The sequence below is a fragment of the Paraburkholderia atlantica genome, assembly GCF_009362785.1.
Taxonomy (GTDB): domain Bacteria; phylum Pseudomonadota; class Gammaproteobacteria; order Burkholderiales; family Burkholderiaceae; genus Paraburkholderia; species Paraburkholderia atlantica.
The window spans coordinates 320,941-342,370 of sequence record NZ_WHNQ01000001.1 but is presented as its reverse complement, the minus strand read 5'-3'; the positions used below and the strand labels follow the sequence as shown (position 1 = coordinate 342,370).

Here is a 21,430-nt window from a genome sequence, read left to right as displayed (position 1 = left end):
GGTTGTGCGCGAGTCCGGCATCGAGTCACACGCGATGCCGGACTTTGCGTAGATGGGGGCGACAACCCAGATAGACAATGGATTCCTTTGGGGACAACGTCAAGCACACTATTGATACGAACGGTTCATGCGCCATCGACTATATTTTGACGTGACCGAACTTGCCGGCTTCGACAAGGGCACGGGCATCCAGCGGGTCACGCGGGCATTGCTTCAAGCGTTGAGGCAGCGACCTCCGAAAGACTGGAAAGTAGTGGCCGTACGTGGCGACGGCTCGAGCGGCCGGTTCGTGACGGCGACTTCTCTGGCTGAGCACCAATTGACAGGGCAACCGGAATCGCCCGACGAAATTGCGATCGAGCCCGCTGCGGGCGACATCTTTCTGAGCGTCGACCTCGCGTACAACATCACGCGGTCGTTGCGCGAGGAACTGGTTCGTTTTCGCTCGCACGGAGTCGGCATTTACTTCGTCGTCTACGACCTGATACCTCTGATGTACCCAGAATGGTTCGAAGGGACGAATGCCTGGTTCGAAGGCAATGACTACCTGCAGCTTTTCAACTACTGGTTCGATTGCGTCAGCGAGGAAGGCGATGGACTGATCTGTATCTCGGAGTCGGTGCAAACCGACGTGCAGGCATGGATCAGGCAACATCCGTTGAGGCGCCCCGAGCCGCCTCAGCTAGGTTACTTCCATCTCGGTTCAGACATCGCAGAAAGCATTCCCTCGACTGGATTGCCAGCAGAAGCTGGCGAAGTACTGGCGCGCCTCAAGTCCGCTACGACTTTCCTGATGGTGGGCACGCTCGAACCGCGCAAAGGGCATGAACTGGCGCTCGATGCGATCGAGGCACTGTGGGCCGAAGGCAAAGACGTCAATCTGGCCTTCGTCGGGCGGGCGGGCTGGAAGATCGAGCGGCTGATCGAGCGGCTCAAGACCCATCCGCGCCTGGGCAGGCAGTTGTTCTGGCTCGACGGCATTAGCGACGAGTATCTGAGAGAAGTGTACATGGCGTCGTCGGCGCTGCTTGCGCTGTCGTGCGCCGAAGGCTTCGGCTTGCCGCTCGTCGAGGCCGCGCACTACCGGCTTCCGTTGATCGCCCGCAGCATTCCGGTGTTCCGCGAAATTTGCGCAGATGCGGCGACCTATTTCACCGGTTCGTCGCACACTGAGTTGCACGCGCTGCTTCAGCAGTGGATCAGCCAGCGCGCGAACGGCGAGATACTCTTTCCGGACAACATGGAAGTGCTGTCGTGGCCCGAGTCGGCGATGCAGTTGATGCGCGCAGTCGGAAAGATGCGCGGCGACGAATTTTTCTGGAGTATCGGAACATGACGAAACGCATTCTCGTGACAGGTGCGAGTCGCGGCATCGGACTGTCGATCGCGCAAACGCTGGCAGGCAAGGGGTATGCTCTGGACCTGTTGACGAGCAGCGAAGCATCGGCAGACGCACTTCGCGGCGAGCCGTTCGTGGCCGATATGCAGGCGCGCGTTCATGCGCTGGATCTTGCCGACGCCCAGGCGGTCAGTCGATTCGCGAGCAGCTGGCGGGATGAACTGTGGGCCATTGTCAATAACGCCGGGATTTGCAAGACCTTCGGCCTGCTGGACAGTGGGGACGATCCGTTGGACGAAGTATTGGGCACCAACCTCATCGGCCCATATCTGCTGACGAAGGGCCTGATCGCTCGGCTGGCGCGTCCGGGACGTATCGTCAACATTGCATCGCAACTGGGGCAGGAAGGCCGGGCCGGCTATTCGGCCTATTGCGCGTCGAAGTTCGGCCTGATCGGCATGACGAAATGCTGGGCGAAAGAGCTGGGCGCCGAAGGCATTACCGTGAATGCTGTGTGTCCGGGTTGGGTGGGCACGGAGATGTCATTCAAGGATATCGAACGGATGGCTTCCGAACGAGGTATCAGCGCGCAGCAGTTTTATGAAGAAACCTGTGCGCCGCTCGAGTTGAAGCGGTTCAATACGCCAGCCGAAGTGGCCAACCTGGTGGCGTTTCTTGTTTCGGATGAGGCATCGGGTGTGACGGGGCGTGACTGGTTGATGCATACGGTGTGGAACCAGTCGTGATTCTGCAAATAACAATTGTTGCGTCTCGTGACGCGTTGACTCGGGACAATGAATGAAAGCGCTTTTCTACAACTACCCTTGGGCGATGGACGTCCCCGGCGGCGGTGAGCGGCAGATGGCGGCGTATGCGCATCACCTGCCGCGGTTCGGCGTGCAGGCCGATCTGTACGACATGTGGAACCCCTCGTTGGATGACTATCAGATCTTCCACGCGTTCTCGGTCATGCCCGGCGTTGTCGAAATGTGCGATTTCGCGAAGAAGCGCGGGCTCAAGCTCGTCGTGAATCCGAACCTGTGGATCACGCGCGAGACGAAAGACGACTATCCCTATGCGGCGATATGGAATATCCTGGAATTGGCTGATCGGGTGATCGTCAATTCGCACATGGAAGGCGACGCGTTGAGCGATGTTTTCGGCATCGCGCGCGAAAAATTTCATTGCGTGTACAACGCCGCCGAGGCGGATTTTCTCGTGCCCGCCGACACCAACGTGTTTCGCGAAGCTCACGATATCGATGGCCCGTTTGTACTGAATGTTGCGAATCTCGAGCCGCGCAAAAACCAGCTCGAGTTTATTCGGGTGTTGCGCGAAGAGCGGCCTGACCTGCAGTTCGTCATCGCCGGGGCCGCGCGCGACAAGCAATACGCACGTGCCTGTATCGAGGCGGGTGGCGATCAGTTGAAAATCGTTGGAACGCTTCCGTACGCGTCGGAGATGTTGCGCTCGGCGATGGCCGGTTGCGAGTTCTTCGCCATGCCGAGCCTGCTCGAGACGCCGAGCATCGCTGCGATTGAGGCCGCTGCGCTGGGCGCCAAAGTGCTGCTGACGCAAGTCGGCTCCACGACAGAATATTTCGGTGACTCCGTCACCTGGGTCGATCCGAAGTCAAGAGACTCGTTGCGTGCGGGGATTGCGGCGGCCATCGCATCGTCGCCGGATCGCTCGATATGGGCTGCGCGCCATCGTTTGCTTTGGCCGCTCGTCATGCCTGAAATCGTGCGTTGCTACCGGTCACTGCTCGGATAATCCATCCTGCTCGCGAAGAAATAACTGTGAAAATCGTACTAGACCTTCAAGGTTGTCAATCGGCCAGCCGTTTTCGTGGTATCGGTCGCTATTCGCTCGCGCTCGTGAAGGGTGTGCTACGCAACCGCGGAGACCATTCGATCAAGTTGCTGCTTAATGGTCTATACACCGAAGGACTCGACGAGCTGCGCCAGCAGCTGCAGGCCGATGTGCCTGCCGAAGACATCATCGTTTTCGATGCTGAAGGTCCTGTTGCCGCATTCGATACGGCTAACGAGGCCCGCGCGCGTCTGGCGGAGTTGGCCCGCGAGCGTCTGATCCAGTCGATCAATCCGGACGCGGTGTTCCTCACCAGTCTGTTCGAAGGTTTCGTCGACGACGCGGTAACTTCCGTGGGCTTGCTCGGGGATGGTCCATTCACGGCCGTGACCTTGTACGATCTGATTCCCTATTTGAATCCGGATCCTCACTGGCCCGCGCACTACAAGAATTACTACGATCTCAAGATCGAATCGCTAAGACGCGCAGATCTGCTTCTGTCGATCTCGGATTACGCGCGGTTGGAGTGCCTTGGCGCACTGCCGGAGATGGAAGGCCGAATTGTGAACATGTCGACAGCTTGCGACAGTATGTTCACACCGGGAGGGTTTGCGCCAGGCGAACTTGCTGCGCTACGCGACAAGTTCGGTCTTGCCGAACGGTTCGTCATGAGCGCCGGTAATCTCGAACCGCGCAAGAATTTTGCGCAACTCGTCCGGGCCTTCGCATCGATGCCGGCCGAGCTGCGCAACGGGCGTCAGGTCGTCCTCGTCGGGGGCGCCGACGAAGAGCGGATCAGACAGATCGAGACTCTCGCCGCGGAAGTCGGGCTCGAACCGGATCAGCTGCGCGTACTGGGGCATGTAACGGACCAGGACCTGCTTTCGCTGTATCGGGCATGCGAACTGTTCGTCTTTCCGTCGTTTCATGAAGGCTTCGGGCTGCCGCCGCTCGAGGCGATGGCGTGCGGTGCGGTGGTACTCGGCTCGAATGCGACGAGCGTACCCGAGGTCATCGGGCGCGAAGACGCGATGTTCGATCCGGCGTCGCTTTCGCAGCTTCGCGAGTTGATGACCAAAGCGCTTACTGACGACTCGTTCCGCCAGTCTCTGCGCGCAAGCGCGCTTCAGCAGGCACAGGAATTTTCGTGGGACAAGACGGCGCAGCGCGCCTTGCGCGCGATCGAGTCGGGCGTGGCCGCGCAACTCGAACGTCGTGCACACGATGCGCGGCGCGGTGCCGGGCAGCCCGGTGCCGCGACGCCAGTGGGTCGGCCACGCCTTGCGATGGTGTCGCCGCTGCCGCCCGAACGCACGGGCATTGCCGATTACGTGTCGGAATTATTGCCGACGCTCGGCGAGACGTATGAAATCACTGTGATTTCGGATCAGCAGGGAGATGAAGTTTTGCCCGGCCCAGCGGGCGAGATCTTCGACGTCAAGCCTATCGCGTGGTTCGAACAAAACGCGGACCTGTTCGATCGTGTCGTGTATCAGATGGGCAATTCGCCATTCCACGAACACATGTTCGATCTGATGCGTCGCTATCCCGGCGTTGTCGTGGCGCACGACTTCTATCTGAGTTCGCTGGTGCTCTGGATGGATATGACCGGTCGCGAGCCGGACGCGATGAAGCACGCGCTGGTCCGTTCGCATGGCTACGGCGCGCTCGAGCAGTATGCGCGCGAAGGCGGCCAGGCCGCGAAGCGTCAGTGGCCCTGCAGCGTGGACGTGATGTCGAACGCGCTCGGGGTGATCGTTCACTCGAACTATAGTCGTGAACTCGCCGGCAGTTTCTATGGCAAAGCGTTCATGGACAAGATGCGCGTCGTCCGTCAGCATCGAGCGGCTGTCGACACCGCGCGGCGAGACGAGGCACGACGCAAGCTCGGCCTTGCCAGTGACGATTTCGTCGTCTGCGCGTTCGGCTTCATGGACTTCACGAAGCTGAATCACACGTTGCTCGAAGCGTGGGATCGTTCGGCGCTCGTCAAGGACAAGCATTGCAAACTGATTTTCGTCGGTGGCCGCGAAGAGTCGGACTACGGCCTCAGCATCGACGAGACGATCAGCCGCAGTGAAGGTGCATCGCGCATCAGCATCACGGGGTTCGTCGACCACGAGTCGTTCGTCGACTATCTGTCGGTTGTCGACGTGGCGGTACAGTTGCGCACGTGTTCGCGTGGAGAAACGTCCCGCACCGTGCTCGACTGTCTCGTGCATGGTGTTTCGCTGATCGTGAACGCGAACGGTCCAATGGCCGAGTATCCCGATGACACGCTGATCAAGCTCGACGACGAGTTCAAGACCGGCGATCTCGTCGCCGCGCTAGAACGCCTGTGGCGCGACGCGTCGCTGCGCGAGCGGCTCGGCGCACGAGCGAAAGAGTACATCTACGACAATCATGAGCCGCACAAGACCACTGCTGGCTATGCGGCGGTGATCGAGCATGTGTACGAGACGCGGGCGCTCCAGCAGACGAAGCAGACCGCGACCCGGTTCTGGCGTCAGTTCCCGCCTTCCGCGGCGCTGGACCGGCATAGCGTGCAGGTCGCCACCAATCTGCTTGCGTCGCCCGTCAAGCCGAGCATCTACCTGGATATTTCGGCGACCGCCCGCAACGATCTGAAGACCGGCATCGAGCGCGTGGCCCGCTCGCTGCTGCGCGAGTTGCTCGTCACCCCGCCGAACGGCTACAACATCGTTCCCGTGTATCTGAATCAGGAAAACGGCCGCTGGCGCGTGCGGAAGGCGCAGACGTACCTGTCGAAGCAGCCCGGCTACGAGCTTGTCGATCCGATCGACGAACTCGTCATCCCCGCACGAGGCGATGCGTTGATCGCGCTCGACCTGTACTCGGACGGTGTCGCTGCCGCGGCTGGGAACGGTCTGTATAACTATTGGCGCTCAGCGGGAGCCCAGATCGGGTTCGTTGTACACGACCTGTTGCCAGTTACCCGTCCCGAGTTTTTCCCGCCGTGGGCGCATGACACGCATAAGACGTGGGCTGCGACGATCTGCGCTAACTCCGACATGCTTTTCTGCATCTCCGAACATGTGCGCAAAGACGTCGCTCAATGGCTGGCCGATCACCATGCGTCGCAGGCGCGCAAGCCGGTCCTGCTGGTGTCGCATCACGGTGCTGATGTCAACGCATCGTTCCCGAGCTCGGGTCTGCCCGACGACGCGGAGGCGACCCTGGAGCAGATGAAGCTGCGTCCAACGTTTCTGATGGTCGGCACGATCGAACCGCGCAAAGGGCACTTGCAGGCGGTTCAGGCTTTCGAGCAGCTGTGGAAGGCGGGGGTGGACGTCAATCTCGTGATCGTCGGTTACGAGGGGTGGAAGTCGTTGCCTGCCAGCGACCGGCGCACCATTCCCGCGACGGTCGAGGCGATCCGCAACGCGCCGGAACTCGGCAAGCGCCTTTTCTGGCTAGAAGGCATCAGCGACGAATATCTCGAACGGGTCTATGCCGTTTCATCCTGCCTGCTATCGCCGTCGGAAGGTGAGGGGTACGGTTTGCCGCTGATCGAAGCTGCCAAGCACGGTCTTCCCATGATCGCGCGTGACATCGAGGTTTTTCGCGAAGTCGCGGGCGACGCGGCTTTCTATTTCACCGGCACGCAGGCGGCGGATCTTGAGCAGGCCATTCACCGCTGGCTCGAATTGCACGCGCAAGGCAAGGTGCCGGACCCGCGTCGTCTCACATTCGACACGTGGGCGCTGAGCGCACAACGCTTTGCTCGTCTGGCCGCGGCGCAATTGCAGCAACGCGCGTAGCCGCATGTCGGCAGTCTTGCGCGACAGGATGTCCGGTCGTGACCGTGCGCTGGAGAACGCTGCACGGGCTCGGCCACGTTCTCGCGAATACACGAGCCCGCTCTTTTACCGGCTGGGCGACGAAATCCACCAGATCACGCGACGACGGAATCGGACGCCCAGCGCGGAGCGCTCCGTAACCATGCGTGTCTGCCGCGCGAAGGAAGCCGTATGAAGGCGCTGCATATATACCGCACTTATTTTCCCGATCCCCCTGGCGGCCTTCAGGAGGCGATCCGGCAAATCAGCCTGGCGACGAAGGCGTGCGGCGTCGAATCGAAGATATTCACGCTTTCACCTCGGCCTGTGCCGCGCGAACTGACGGTTGCAGAAGGGCAGGTGATTCGATCCAAATCATGGGCGGCGCCCGCGTCTTGCGATCTTGGCGGTCTCGATGCGTTCCGGCAGTATCGTAGGCTCGCGGAGTGGGCCGACGTTCTGCATTTCCATTTCCCCTGGCCGTTCGGCGATGTGTTGCGCATGATGGGCGGCAGCGGCAAACCCGCCGTCATGACGTATCACTCCGATGTCGTCCGTCAGCGCTTCCTCGGCTCCATATACGGGCCGTTGATGGCGCGCATGTTGTCTTCGATGTCGGCCGTCGTCGCGACCTCGCCGGCTTACGCGAAATCGAGCACCGTACTGGCTTCGCTGGTCGCGCCGCAGCGGCTGCAAGTCATACCGCTAGGGATCGGCGACTACGCGAACAGCGATTTCGCCCAGCGATGCGGACCGCAAACGCTCGCCCGCATGGCACTCGGCGATAAACCGTATTTTCTTTCGCTTGGTGTACTGCGCTACTACAAGGGTTTGCACACGCTGATCGAAGCCGCGCCCTTGATTCCGGCAACCCTGGTAATCGCGGGATCGGGGCCAGAGATGCAAAACCTGAAGAAACTCGCGGCGGATGTCGGTGCTTCCAATGTCATCTTTGCCGGCCAGGTCAGCGAAGAAGAGAAAATCGCATTGCTGAAGGGGTGCCGTGCGATGCTCCTGCCTTCGCACCTCCGCTCGGAAGCGTTCGGGATGGTGCTGGTCGAAGCATCGATGTTCGGCAAACCCATGGTTTGCTGTGAGGTCGGTTCGGGCACGTCGTTTGTGAACGAGCACAATGTGACTGGTTTCGTCGTTCCGCCCGAATCTCCGCGTGAGTTCGCCGCGGCTGCTTGCCAGTTGCTCGCCGACGAAACATTGGCTGGACAGATGGGACTGGCGGCGCGGGCCCGTTATGAGCGGTTGTGTTCAGCGCCCGCACTAGGCCGCGCGTACCGACGGCTGTACGACCAGGTAGCGACCGCTGAGCGAATGTGAACCGGATCGGGAGAGACCGCGTATGGGTTGCTGTTCGATCGGGTGCATCCGCACCGAACCCGGAACTGTTCTGCCGGCCGAAACGACGCCGATGCGCGGATCATAGCCCGCGCATACCTTACGGCGTGCAGAGGTTCGTGCCGGACCACCTTATTTTGCGCATTCCACCATGACTCACACCGTACTCATCACTGGCGCGAACGGTTTCGTCGGTCATGCCGTTTCGCGTGCTCTCCTGCAGCGCGGAGACGCCGTCACAGGCGTCGTGCGCCAGCCGGGCACTACTTGCGACGGAGTGCGCGAGTGGGTTCTCGAAACGAGTGACTTCCTGGAGGTCGGCAGTCGCTGGCCTGCGGCGCTCGTTCCCGATACGGTGGTGCATCTGGCAGCGCGAGTGCACATGATGCGCGACACCAGTACCGATCCACTGGCCGCCTACCGCGAGACCAATGTTGCAGGGACGTTGCGTGTTGCCAAGGCAGCGCTCCACGCCGGTGCGCGCCGGTTCGTATTCGTTAGCAGTATCAAGGCGATTGGCGAACGCGATGAGGGCCGTCCGCTGCGCGAGAGCGACGAGCCGGCCCCATGCGATCCTTATGGTGTATCCAAGCTCGAAGCTGAACGGGCGCTTTTCGCCTTGTCGCGTGAAAGCGGACTGGAAGTGGTCGTGGTGCGCCCGCCGCTGGTTTATGGGCCGGGCGTGCGGGCGAACTTCCTGCAGCTGATGGATGCAATATCCCGAGGTCTTCCACTGCCGCTTGGCGCGATTACCGCGCGGCGCAGCCTCGTGTTCGTCGATAATCTCGCCGATGCGATCGTCCAATCCGTGACCGATCCGCGCGCGGCGGGGGAGACGTTTCACGTGACGGACCGGCACGATTTGAGCGTCGCCGAACTGGCTCGCATGCTCGCGACGCAACTTCACGCGCCGTGCCGTCTCGTGCCTGTGCCGCCAAGCGTGCTGCGCATGCTGGGCAAGATTAGCGGGCGTTCCGCGCAAGTCGACCGGCTGATCGGCGAGTTACGGCTCGATAGCTCGCACATCGGTAAGACGCTCGGCTGGTATCCGCCGCACACTGTCGAACAAGGACTGTTGCAAACTGCAGCATGGTATCGGGCGACGCGCTGAAAATCGCTGCTGGCGAATCTCGATTCCACCACCTTCCCAGCGCTCCCGTTAACGGCCGACATTTTTTTCCGCCATCCGTCGTCCGGCATCACTTGGCCACAAGCTGAGAAAGGCGCGAGTCCGGGTCGGCATAAATGAGTATGTCGTAACCGTTCACGCGCTTTAGCACAGAGGGCTGGCCGAACTGCGCGATAACATCGGCTGTGGTGTAGTTGTCCGGATTAACCGTGTCGACGAGGATGAATCGCTTCCCGGTGGGAGATCCGTACCACTCGTGCCGCGATAGCCACAAGTATGGCCGGATCAAGCCATCCGCACCTTTTATTACGGCGCGCGTACGCACGGAGTTGCCTGACGCGAGCGTGGTCGACGAGGCAGACCAATATGGCCCATACCCGTCAGTCAAGCGATTCTCTTGAAGCCACGCTGCAAGACCCTGGATTGCAGGGCCAAAGTAAGTCGGGTTTTCACGCGCTACATGGAGCGTTCCCCAAAACGATCCGGCCGACAATATGCCGGCAGCAACGATTAGCAATCGTCCCAAAGTGCTGCCGCCAAGCAGCTTTGCACCTACGATCGATCCATACACCAACGTCGGCAAAAGATAGCGATACGACGTCAGGTTCTGCATCTGGTCGCTGAGAAGCGCGGCGAGCATGGCGATGACGCTAGACCACGCGAAGCACATCAATAGAAAGTCTGTGTTTCTGAGCTGCTCGAGCCTGCCCGAGAACATGCGTCTGACCATCAGCAGGCTACCAGCGATCGCGGCGACCAGAAATACGACGCGAGCGAACATCGTAGCCGGCGTCGCGGCCAGAGCCTCTCTGAAGCTCATGCCGCCGCTGGGAGCTAGCGGTCTGCCTGTGAAGTCCGCGCCAAAGATCATCAGCAAGCCGCGAGTCACTAGTGCGAAGTTACCCGAAAGCCGTTCGAAATCCGCGAAGGCCGCAGGTTGAGGCGAAATCGCGAAGCCGTGGACCTTTGCCACCACCACAATGGCCAACCTTCCAATGACGAGGCCGAGCGCCAGTGAAGCGGCGACCCAGACACATTTGTCGCGCTTGACTGCAGCGAGCCAGTGCAATCCGCAAACCACGATTGCGGGTCCGATCGCGGCGGATACGATAAAAGGGTCGCTGAAGCTCCCCATGAACGCGAGCAACGCCAGCCAAAAAAAAATTGCCTTCGAAAGCTGTGGCGCGCACCATTGACGATACGCGAACCAGAACAGACCTGCCCCGAGAAGGATCGTCGTGATGTGCGTGGGTGCGGTGCCGAGAACACGCATCGAGTGGTCGTCGATGACGATTGGAAGTCCCAGGCACACGAACACCGCTGCCTGTTGCCATCGGCTATCCGGGGTGATCTGACCGGTCATCCAGATGCAGGAGCAGACAACAGCTGCCCAGACCATCGCTGGAAAAATAAACAGGATTCGAGGGGTTAACCCCAGGAAGAGAGTCAACACACCCTCTGGAAGCAAATCCGTGAAATAGAATGGGTCGGGGGGGAATTCCCAACCGCGAAGCAGAGGATTGCCGAGCACTATGTCTCGGGCTGCCAACAACGAGTTTACGTCATCGCTGGTTCGTGCCAAAAAATGAAACAGCGAAAAGTACGTTACCGTGAGGACAATGAATGCGGATAGATATATTGGCGAGCGTAAATATCCCCAACGGTTTCGACTGCGAACCATGAACACACCTTTTGAGGTAAGGTTGCGAGACGAACTTTTCGATAGCACATATGCAGCTTGATTGACCGCGAAAACTACCTTTCGTGCTCCGCCATTGAGTATTCCGCTGGCTTATTTCAGGCCGCGCCGGGATGCCGACCAGGCAACGGTCCATTAACTTTCCGAGGATTCTATGGCAATTTTCGACCAGGGAGAACTGAAAGAAATCGACGAGATTCTGGCCTCCATCGAGAACGGAGCCACTCGTGACGTCAACTTGCAGGACCGCTTGGCGAGGATTTCGATCAGAGCTGCCGGCGAACTTCGTACGCTGAACGAGATGGATCCCTTCTCCGACGAGTACCTGACGAAAATTCGCCAAGTGCACGAAGAGATCGTGGGTCAAATGCATACTATGGAGCCGCAAGCCACGCGTCAGTCGAACCATGAAGGTGAAAGTTCGGGGCCGTATCCATGGGATGCCCGACATCCGAAGTCGGTTGCTGCGATGCTTATCGCATGCGGGTTCCTGATCCAGGTTGCAGACATCCCGCGTCACGGACGCATCCTCGAAGTGGGTTGCGGTACGGGTTCGCTGACCTGGAATCTGGCGCGTATGGGATATCGAGTCGACGCGCTGGACCCGAGCTTCGCGCAATGCGATTCGGTCGTCGCCACGACCAGGGATCTGCCATTCGTGCCGAATGTCATCGCGTCGACGCTTAACGACTGGATCGATAAACGCCAAAAAAGCTATAAATACGACGCAGTGATTTTTTTTGAATCGTTCCACCGTATCATGGATCACAAGTCTTGTCTCGAGAAGCTTACGCGAGACGGGCACATTGAAGATAACGCCAAAATCATCATTGCCGCAGAGTCAATTTTTCCGAGCACTTCCGAGCTGCTCCCGTATCCTTGGGGGCCTCGTCTGGATGGCGCATCACTGCGCTCGATGCGCAAATGGGGGCGGCTTGAACTCGGGTTTACAAGAAGGTATTTGCAACACTTGCTCGCGCGGGTGGGCATGCAATACAAGCATTTCGAAGCGGAGTCGGCCCTTCCGTTATCGCGAATCGTCGTTGGCTCGCGTCGAATTCGGCGGCCATATTACGAAGTTCTACTTACAGCGCAATCGCGCCGTCACGAGGCTACCTTGGAAGAGGGATTTGACCTCACTGTAGAGGGATTCCCGATGTTCCTCAAATGGGCCTCAGGCCTATCGATTACGGAAGGCGGCGGGCGATGGACGGTCGGGCCTCGCGTTGATCTGGTGTTTAACGAGCAGTTGCCATCAAGAGTGGAAATTGTGCTCGAACTCAATGACGTCTTTGGGCCAAACGTCGGCAAGCACCTCACGGTGACCGTTGACCAGAAGTCTCAGGCCGAGATTCTCAGAACTGTTGAGGACAGGAAGACCTATTCGTTCAAATTTCGTGACATAAAGACGAAGATCATGACGCTGCAGATCCCTCACCCGACTAGGCCCAAGGACATCCCTGAGCTATGCAATGAGGACGCTCGTCAGATCGGGATCGCAATTCGCTCAATTTCATTCCGCGAACTCTAGACCGGGGCGCAAGGAACGGTTCCCTAAGGTCGGAGAGTGCAGACATAGCCATAAGCACCGCACATTTTCTAAATCCATGGAAATGGCGCCCTCGGCGGGTAAGTAAAAGATCCACAACTGGCGGCGACAGCATCGATCGGCATTTCGTTTCCATTGGGTGCGATGGTGCGGGGTATGGTTCGGTATTGTGGAGACTCTCCATGATCGAGTCGGAGCGTTGTCGAAGCAGGCGAGCACATGAATTACCCGACTTCGTCCCCCCAACTTGTCTGCTGCAAGGTGATATGCGTCGAGCGCACGAAGCCGGGGCTTCGCTTTCCGCTCCTGAAGTATGTTTGCATCTGTTCCGGTTCATTCGTGTGGTTGACTGTCCGTTGGGGCAAAGGAAATGCAATTGTGGAACCGGCTTCCTCAATGGAGGACCCAGAACATGGCCATGCGACATGTTGCTGCAGAATCGTTTGCTGCGCGTTCACGAGGAAAAAACAGGACTATTGCTTTCTGGTTCGATTCGGTACCGCATATGATTTTGCGATGAGAGATTGTCGACTCGCAGGATTTCCGAGAACGACGTTCGGTCGAGTCTGACCGAGGCAGAGACAGCAACCCGGCTTGGGATGCCGAGCGAGCCGCGCGCCGTGGAACTACCGGGCGGTCTGCTGGATGGTGCAGTTTTACCGCTGTCCACGCCACGTAACCCATAGGAGAGAGAGCACCGATGACCTTCTTTAACCAGCCCGAATTCGCTGAATTGGATCGCATGCTCGCCGAGGTGGAGCATGATGCGCAGGACAATGCCGACCTTGTTCAGCGCTTAGCGACGTTTTCGATCTCGCTCAATGGCGATCTCTCTGAAATGAAACGCCTCGATCCTGTTACTGATTCTTATATTGCCCAGGTAAAGCTGGTACACGAGGAAATCATTGGTCGGACACATGATGCTCATCTGGAAGGGTTACCTGATGCAAACCTCAGTGCGGACCACGAACGCGATTGGCCCTATCCGTGGGGAACCAAATCAGCACGGACTGTGGGGACATTCCTGATCGCGTACGGGTTTCTCATCAAGGTTGCTGAATTGCCGCCGAGTGCCCGTATTCTGGAAGTTGGCTGTGGCGTGGGCTCACTGACGACGAATCTCTCGCGCATGGGGTATCGGGTCGATTCCCTCGACCCGAACGAGTTGCAATGCAGCATCGTTCGGGATGCAACGAGGCACTATCCTGAGCCGCCAAATGTCGTTGCGCAGACTCTGGACCAATGGCTCGTCTCAAAGACTAGCAACTACAAATATGATGCCGTAATCTTCTTCGAGTCGTTTCATCACGTCATCGACCATCGGGACTGTTTGCGCGAATTACTCAATTGTCATTTGGAGCCTGACGCAAAGATCATACTGGCTGCGGAACCTGTCTTCGAAGCAGAAAACGCTCTCCTTCCATATCCCTGGGGGCCGCGCCTGGACGGCGAATCCTTGCGTGCAATGCGCCGCTGGGGGTGGCTCGAACTAGGATTTACGCGCGCCTATATCAAACGCCTCTTCGACGATTTCTCGCTTTCCATGGAAACGTTCAGCTGTGAAGACGGCTTGCCTCTTTCCCAAATCGTCATTGGCCAGAAGCGTAGCAACAACGTCAATCGAACAATTGATAACGGAAATCGTTATCCGGCAGCCCTCCAGGATCGCATTGACCTATCTATCGACGCGATGCCTATTTTTATCTCCGGCTTTTCGGGACTATCGATAGCAGAAGCTTGGGGACGGTGGAGCATTGGCGAAATCGTGAAGCTGGAGTTTTCGGAGCCGCTGCCGCGCGACTTTGCGCTCAAGCTGGAGCTCGCAAGCGTTTTTGGTCCGAACGTCAGGAAAAGCCTCAAGGTGCGGGCCGGAGGAAAAAGGATCGCTCAAAAGTTGCGACCGATTGAAGACGGAGCGTCGTATTTATTTCATTTCGACAATGTCGAAGCCGATGAACTCGAGATTTTGATTCCTCATCCCTGCCGTCCCAAAGATCTGCCTGCCCTCGGCATCGAAGACCCCCGTCGCATCGGGATCGGCATCAGATCAATAACGATCGTGCCGCGATAACCGACTCTGTCGGCATTGGGGGAACCGATTGCTTGGGTTCAACTGCACATTCGGATGCTTGACTTGATAGGTACTACTTCCAGGACGCGGCGGGCTTCCGGGCGTGACGGATGTTGAAGTTCCACGCACGCCCGATCGCGGACAAAGAGCGGATGCATTGGGCGGGTAAAGGGCGTGGGCGATGGTGTCGCTGAACTCAACCTGTTGGCGGCGGCGTATCGCGCTGGCAGTGACTTCGGGGGCGTACAATCCAATAGGGTCTTGCCTATCCTCACAAAACTTGGAGGGAAGCGGATGGACCGAGCAATGCAAGAAAAGCTCAACGACAATCAAATCTACTTGGGTATTAACCCACTTGAGCTTCATATATTGGACGAGTTTGCAGATCCGCTAGCTCAACCTAGCCAGGGATTTTATACAGACTGGTCCGGCGTCAAAACTCGGCTCTCTTACTTTGGACTGCCTTCCGGGACGCTGGATTCTTCCGTTGGTTCAATTCCGTTCCCAGACGACGGTGTTCACGCGGAGGCGATCGAGTATCTCGCTGCAATCAAGGCCGTGAAAGCCGCGAAAGGCACGTTCACTGCTGTGGAACTAGGTGCCGGTTATGGCCCTTGGCTCGCTTTCAGCGCTAAGTCAGCGCAAAAGAGAGGTATGGGAAATATTCGGCTGGTTGCTGTCGAGGCTGATCTCGATCGACACGCACTCCTTCGCACTCATCTCGCCGACAATTCGCTTCCTGAGCCGCTTGAACCGGGACGCGATTCGCGAGAAAGCGTATCGACAACCGTTTACCACGGCGCGATTTCTGATTCGAACGGTACTCTTTCGTTCGGCTCTAAGAATATCCATGATTGGGGAGCTGCGCCGATAACTGATGGTGGGACGATTGATTATCGAGGATGTAATGTCAACGCGCGGACCGTCAATGCTTACACGATCGACTATGTGATCCGCAACCTGGACACTGTCGATTTCATGCACATTGATATTCAGGGTTTCGAATACAAGTCAATCAAGGCGTCGATTGAGGCAATTCGAAAGAAGGTCCGTTTTTTGCTTATTGCAACGCACAGCCGAAAAATCGAGGGTAACCTATTTGACCTTCTATATGATCGCGGATGGCATGTTCTGTATGAGAAACCGTGCAAGTTTCATACGACAAATGGTGGTTCACTTGAGGCGCACACCTATGTAGACGGGACGCAAGTCTGGGTAAACACCGATCTTGTCGCTCGCGAAGACTACGTGGTGGATGAACAAGCAATTCGCCTTCGTGTCGCGGAATATCGGAGTTGGGCGCTTGAGAATGTGATTAAAGAAAAGGATCATCTGGTGTGGAAGCTGGAAGCCGATAATACGGCACTTCGGGACGAGCTGACACGCCTCCAAAAATCTCCTTTGAATCGCATAGTCCGGCGACTTCTGCAAAAATAAACTTCAGCGCTCGGAGAAGTGTTAATCGCTCGGTATGGGATGCTAAGTTATAACTGTCGACCACTGCGAGTCGCCACGTCAAACGGCTCCACGCCTTTGTTAAAATGCCCCACCGAGCGAAACAGCTCGGCATAGTAGCTGTTGGTCACTTACGCGTTGTCCAAACTCAACGAGAGTCGACGACTTACTTTTGGTCACCCCATGGGCCGCGCTGGTCATTGCGTCAAACGACGCGGGCTGACGGACCTTGTCGTGGCCACTCTCTGGCCGCACACCGGGTCATATGTGAGACCCGTCAGATTGCCTGTGTCAACTCGCCTGGAGCCGGTCCGCAATGACCCTGGACATGGTCCGCCGCGCCAGAGGCAGCGGCGCTCGCATGCGCGACTTATCCCAGCGCGAAACATCTTTACCAGATGGGCAAAAATTACACATGGTGCCGTACCGGATATACTTCCGCCCTAACCAGAGCTAGGTAAGACAACGATGCGTATCGTCATTGATCTTCAAGCCGCGCAGAATGACAGCAGATTTCGCGGTGTTGGAAGGTATTGCAAATCCCTTGCTATTGAGATGACCCGGCAAGCGACGAACCGCGGACATGAAATAATTTTGGTCACCAGCGACAGATTTCCAGAAACGATTCCAGGGCTGATACGCGACTTCTCGTCCGTCTGTAAAGCATCCCAGTTTCGAGCGTTCCACGTGGCCCACGGTGCAGTGCAGGGAACCGTCTCGGAGAATGAGAGCCGGCTACGCGCAGCAGAGATAGCGCGCGAGGACTTTATCGCATCCCTCAATCCGGACTTCGTGCATGTTTCGAGCCTTTTCGAAGGATCGGTTGACGATGCGGTAGTGTCCGTCGGACGCGGCTCAAGCCGAGTTCCGACGGCTGTCACCCTTTACGACATCATTCCGTACGTATTGAGCGACATTTACATCACCAATGACCAGTTCCAGCGCTACTACGACGGCAAGATTCGGTCCTTGCGTGAGGCGGACCTTCTGTTGTCCATATCGGAACATTCAAAGCGCGACGCGGTGGAGCATCTCGGCATCGATGTATCCAAGATCGTCAATATCTCAGCGGGCATTGACGCGGATTTCCGCCCAGTTGACATAGCCGAACCTGATGTCATCCTTGCACGCTACGGAATCCAAACGGGTACACCATTCGTGCTGTACGTGCCAGGAGGCTTCGATCCGCGCAAGAACTTCGGAAACCTTTTCGACGCATTCGCCCGTCTCCCGCGCGGCGGGCAGCAGCTCGTGATCGCCAGCAATGTGCGTCAGCACGAACGTGATGCGCTGTACAGCCTTGCTAGCAAATGCGGCGTGTCGGAGTCGGATTTGATCCTGACGGGGTATGTGCCTGAGTGCGATCTCATTGCTCTGTATAACCTCTGCCGAATTAATATTTTCCCGTCACTCTATGAGGGCTTCGGTCTTCCGGCTCTCGAAGCTATGGCATGCGGCGCACCATCTATCGGATCGAACACTAGCAGTCTGCCCGAGGTTATTGGGCGCGCCGATGCACTGTTCGATCCACATTCGGCTGATTCGATCGCGGACAAGATGCGACTCGCGCTGACCGATGAGACCTTCCGCGATTCGCTTCATCGGCATGCAATCGCGCATGCCCGGACTTTTTCGTGGACTGCGTCAGCGGAGCGCGCACTTGACGCCATCCAGCACTACGCCGGCGTCTAGGTCGACCGACTTGCCGGCGACTTGCGGCTCGACGGCGTCCTTCCGCGAGCGTCTGTTAGTATCCGCCGCGTGACCTCGAACCTGGTTAGAAAAACAGCCTGCGATGGCACTACGTAATCAACGGTACGCATCGGAAACAAATTGCGTCTGAACGCATTCGTCACTGACCGATTCTCAAGAACTCTCCGTAAACACTCGATTCCTCGACGATGCCAGTCGCTGCACTCACCACTTGCCCGTTGTTCCATCTGCTCGTGTGGGCCGTCGCCGCACTTGCCGCCTGCGCCGCGATCCTGTGGACGCTCTTGCGCACCGGCCTCGCGTGGCGGCTCGCCACCGACATGCCCAACGACCGCTCGCTGCACACGCGCCCGACGCCGCGCGTCGGCGGCTGGGGCATCGTGCCGGTCGCGGTGCTGCTGATCGTGCTCGCGGCGCCGTCGCTGTGGCTGGCGGCGCTTGCCGCGGCGCTGCTCGCGGCGCTCTCGCAGATCGACGATCGACGCGGCCTGCCAGCGCGCGTGCGCTTCGGCGGCCATGCGGCGGCGGTGGCGGCGCTGATCGCCGTCTATCCGGCCGACGTGCCCTGGTGGGCGCTCGCATGCATGGCGGTGCTACTGGTGTGGCTCGTCAATCTCTACAACTTTATGGATGGCTCGGACGGCCTGGCGGGCGGCATGGCGCTGTTCGGTTTCGGCGGCTACGCAGTGGCGGCCTCGCTGTCGAGGCACGCGGACCCTGCGCTCGCCACGGCGAGCCTGATCGTCGCGGGCGCGGCCGCGGGCTTTCTGCTGTTCAACTTTCACCCAGCGCGCATCTTTCTCGGTGATGCCGGCTCGATCCCGCTCGGCTTTCTGGCCGGCGCGCTCGGCTATTGGGGCTGGCGCGAGGGCGTGTGGCCGGTGTGGTTTCCGGCGCTATGCTTCGCGCCATTCATCGGTGACGCGTCGGTCACGCTGCTCAAGCGCCTGCTGCGCGGTGAAAAATTTTGGCAGGCGCATCGTGAACACTACTATCAAAGACTGGTGCAGTCGGGTTTGGGGCATGCATCGACCGCGTGGATTTGGTACTTGTTCATGGCGGCGGGCATAATGCTTGCTATCTGGGCGCTACAATTCGCTCTTCTGTATCAATGGCTGGTTGTCGTCGCATGGGCTGCCGTGCTGGTGATAGCAGGGCTGTGTATTGATCGCCGCTGGCGGCGCCATGTGTCCCGTTCCGGGCCAATCTGAGGTTCTGCGCAATGAAAAGCTTCAAAGCCAGATGGCTTTCGTTCAGTGCGTTTGCGTTCGACCTGTGCGCGGTGGCCATGGCCTGGATGCTGGCCTATGTGATCCGGTTCAACGGACCGGTGCCCGCGCCGTTCTGGTCGAGCGGGCTGCATGCACTCGTGTGGGTGCTGCTGATCTACGCGGTGATGTTTCGCAGCTACGGCCTTTATCGCGGCATGTGGGTGTTCGCGAGCCTGCCCGATCTCGTGCGGATCGCCAAGGCGATCGGCGTCGGCGCGCTCGTCGTCGTGATCGGCTCGGCGCTTTTGCAGCCCGCGCCGGTCGTGCCGCGCTCGGTGCTGATCGTGTCGCCGATGCTGCTGTTCCTGACCATGGGCGGCTCACGCGCGCTGTATCGGGCGGCCAAGGAGTTCTATCGCTACGGCGGGCTGGTTGGTCAGGGCAAGCCGGTGCTCGTGCTCGGCGCGGGCAATGCCGGCGCGAACCTCGTGCGCGAGCTGAAGCGCTCGGGCCAATGGCGCCTCGTCGGTCTGCTCGACGACGATCCGATCAAACAGGGCCGTGAAATCTACGGCTATCGCGTGGTGGGTGCGATCAGCGATCTGCAGAAAATCTGCACGGAGCTAAAGGTCGAGCACGTGATCATCGCGGTGCCGTCGGCGTCGGTGGAAGCGCATCGGCGCATCGCCACGCTGTGCGTGCGCGCCGGCGTACGCGCGATGACGCTGCCCGCGCTCACGCCGCTCACGCAAGGCCAGGCGTTCCTGTCGCGCGTGCGGCAGATCGATCTCGAAGACCTGCTCGGCCGCGATCCGGTGACGATCGACACCGAGCACGTCGCCGCGCTGCTGAAAAACCGCGTCGTGATGGTGACGGGCGCGGGCGGCTCGATCGGCTCGGAGCTGTGCCGGCAGATCCTGCGCTTCGGTCCGGTGCAACTGGTCGCGTTCGACATCTCCGAGTTCTCGATCTATCGCCTGAACGAAGAGTTGCGCGACAAATATCCGGAAGTGTCGGTGGTACCGCTCGTCGGCGACGTGAAGGACTCGCTGCTGCTCGATCAGGTGATGGCGCGCTACTGTCCGCACATCGTGTTTCATGCGGCAGCCTACAAGCACGTGCCGTTGATGGAAGAGGTCAACACGTGGCAGGCGGTGCGCAACAACGTGCTCGGCACGTACCGCGTCGCGCGCGCGGCGATCCGCCACGACGTCGCGCATTTCGTGCTGATCTCGACCGACAAGGCCGTCAACCCGACCAACGTGATGGGCGCGAGCAAGCGGCTCGCGGAGATGGCGTGCTCGGCGCTGCAGCAGCAGGGCGCGCGGCGCACGCAGTTCGAAATCGTGCGTTTCGGCAACGTGCTCGGCAGCGCGGGCAGCGTGATTCCGAAGTTCCAGGAGCAGATCGCACGCGGCGGACCCGTGACGGTCACGCATCCGGAAATCACGCGTTTCTTCATGACAATTCCGGAGGCGTCGCAACTCGTGTTGCAGGCGTCGAGCATGGGGCGCGGCGGCGAGATTTTCATTCTCGACATGGGCAAGCCGGTGCGTATCGCCGATCTCGCGCACGATCTGATCCGCCTGTACGGCTTCACCGAAGAGCAGATTCGTGTCGTGTTCACGGGTTTGCGGCCTGGCGAGAAGCTCTACGAGGAACTGCTCGCCGACGACGAAACCACCACGCGCACGCCGCATCCGAAGCTGCGCATCGCGCAGGCGCGCGAGGTGCCGGACAGCCTGATCGACAACCTGCTGCCGTGGCTGATGCAGCATCGCGTGCCTGCCGACGATGAAGTGCGGCGCGATCTGCGGCGCTGGGTGCCGGAGTATCTGCCGGCTACGGCGACGACGCTGCGTAGTGTGGCGCCGGCGACGCGGGTGTCGTAGGCGTTGCGCTGCCGCGGGTCGTCGGAGTAGTCGCCCCAGAAGGTAGGTCATTCGAGCCGTTGAAATTGGCTGGTGGATGTTGATCGATATGAGCCCCTGCAGACCTGCTGGGGCTTTTTTATTTTTTGCCCATCAGAGTAGACGACCATCGCGCACGACCGCGCTTTCGGAGTTGTCTGAAGCGTGTGCCCGGCACATACACCTAGCATTGAACCGTCGCCGCCTGGTATGTCAGCCCGCTGAGGTGTCGGCTCTGTTGGCTCTTTTATCTGTGATGCAAATGCTTTGCGCGCCCTCGAGGCGCGCTTTTTTGTCCAGGCAATTGAGGCGGCAAATCCGGAATCGACTTGTAGGGCGCCAGTTGCACGCGTGCTTGCGGTCAAGGCTCACCAACGGGAGGAACCTATGCA

At 59.1% G+C, this 21,430-nt stretch carries 13 protein-coding genes; 12 read left to right on the top strand and 1 reads right to left on the bottom strand.

The annotated features are described in order from the left end of the window. The first annotated feature begins 127 nt into the window (after positions 1 to 127). The 6 genes from GCT19_RS01525 (at position 128) to GCT19_RS01500 (ending at position 9,412) form a co-directional block, all read left to right on the top strand. Positions 128 to 1,336, top strand: a complete 1,209-nt coding sequence (locus GCT19_RS01525) for a glycosyltransferase family 4 protein (RefSeq protein ID WP_152850830.1) — start codon at positions 128 to 130, stop codon at positions 1,334 to 1,336. After that, entirely contained in the window at positions 1,255 to 2,085 is an 831-nt protein-coding gene (locus tag GCT19_RS01520) for an SDR family NAD(P)-dependent oxidoreductase (RefSeq protein ID WP_321576733.1), read from the top strand. The genes GCT19_RS01525 and GCT19_RS01520 overlap by 82 nt, the downstream gene beginning before the upstream one ends. 52 nt (positions 2,086 to 2,137) lie before the next feature. Further along, on the top strand, positions 2,138 to 3,112 hold the full coding sequence (locus GCT19_RS01515) for a glycosyltransferase (protein ID WP_152850829.1): 975 nt from the start codon (positions 2,138 to 2,140) through the stop codon (positions 3,110 to 3,112). A gap of 26 nt (positions 3,113 to 3,138) precedes the next feature. Beyond that, a complete protein-coding gene (locus GCT19_RS01510) occupies positions 3,139 to 6,933 on the top strand; it encodes a glycosyltransferase (protein ID WP_152850828.1) in 3,795 nt (1,264 codons plus the stop codon). A gap of 210 nt (positions 6,934 to 7,143) precedes the next feature. Then, the gene (locus GCT19_RS01505) at positions 7,144 to 8,283 is read left to right on the top strand and encodes a glycosyltransferase (protein ID WP_152850827.1); all 1,140 of its coding nucleotides are present in this window, start codon (positions 7,144 to 7,146) and stop codon (positions 8,281 to 8,283) included. Positions 8,284 to 8,452: 169 nt separating this feature from the next. Then, a complete protein-coding gene (locus GCT19_RS01500; RefSeq protein ID WP_152850826.1) occupies positions 8,453 to 9,412 on the top strand; it encodes a UDP-glucose 4-epimerase family protein in 960 nt (319 codons plus the stop codon). Positions 9,413 to 9,500: 88 nt separating this feature from the next. On the opposite strand, the gene GCT19_RS01495 is transcribed toward GCT19_RS01500, so the two are convergent. Beyond that, positions 9,501 to 10,961: a hypothetical protein gene (locus GCT19_RS01495; RefSeq protein ID WP_152850825.1), complete on the bottom strand. Its 1,461-nt coding sequence runs from the start codon at positions 10,959 to 10,961 to the stop codon at positions 9,501 to 9,503. A gap of 322 nt (positions 10,962 to 11,283) precedes the next feature. Here GCT19_RS01495 and GCT19_RS01490 point away from each other — a divergent pair, with 322 nt between their 5' ends. From GCT19_RS01490 to GCT19_RS01465, 6 genes are all read left to right on the top strand, one after another. Then, the gene (locus GCT19_RS01490; RefSeq protein WP_152850824.1) at positions 11,284 to 12,660 is read left to right on the top strand and encodes a class I SAM-dependent methyltransferase; all 1,377 of its coding nucleotides are present in this window, start codon (positions 11,284 to 11,286) and stop codon (positions 12,658 to 12,660) included. Positions 12,661 to 13,378: 718 nt separating this feature from the next. Continuing rightward, positions 13,379 to 14,749: a class I SAM-dependent methyltransferase gene (locus GCT19_RS01485; RefSeq protein WP_152850823.1), complete on the top strand. Its 1,371-nt coding sequence runs from the start codon at positions 13,379 to 13,381 to the stop codon at positions 14,747 to 14,749. 306 nt (positions 14,750 to 15,055) lie between these two features. After that, positions 15,056 to 16,186 carry an FkbM family methyltransferase gene (locus tag GCT19_RS01480; RefSeq protein WP_193727359.1) on the top strand — a complete coding sequence of 377 codons (1,131 nt, stop codon included), beginning with the start codon at positions 15,056 to 15,058 and terminating at the stop codon, positions 16,184 to 16,186. Between the two features lie 486 nt (positions 16,187 to 16,672). Next, a complete protein-coding gene (locus GCT19_RS01475) occupies positions 16,673 to 17,896 on the top strand; it encodes a glycosyltransferase family 4 protein (RefSeq protein ID WP_152850821.1) in 1,224 nt (407 codons plus the stop codon). A gap of 209 nt (positions 17,897 to 18,105) precedes the next feature. Next, entirely contained in the window at positions 18,106 to 19,128 is a 1,023-nt protein-coding gene (locus GCT19_RS01470; RefSeq protein ID WP_152850820.1) for an MraY family glycosyltransferase, read from the top strand. A gap of 11 nt (positions 19,129 to 19,139) precedes the next feature. Next, the gene (locus GCT19_RS01465) at positions 19,140 to 21,020 is read left to right on the top strand and encodes a polysaccharide biosynthesis protein (protein WP_152850819.1); all 1,881 of its coding nucleotides are present in this window, start codon (positions 19,140 to 19,142) and stop codon (positions 21,018 to 21,020) included. Positions 21,021 to 21,430 lie beyond the last annotated feature (410 nt).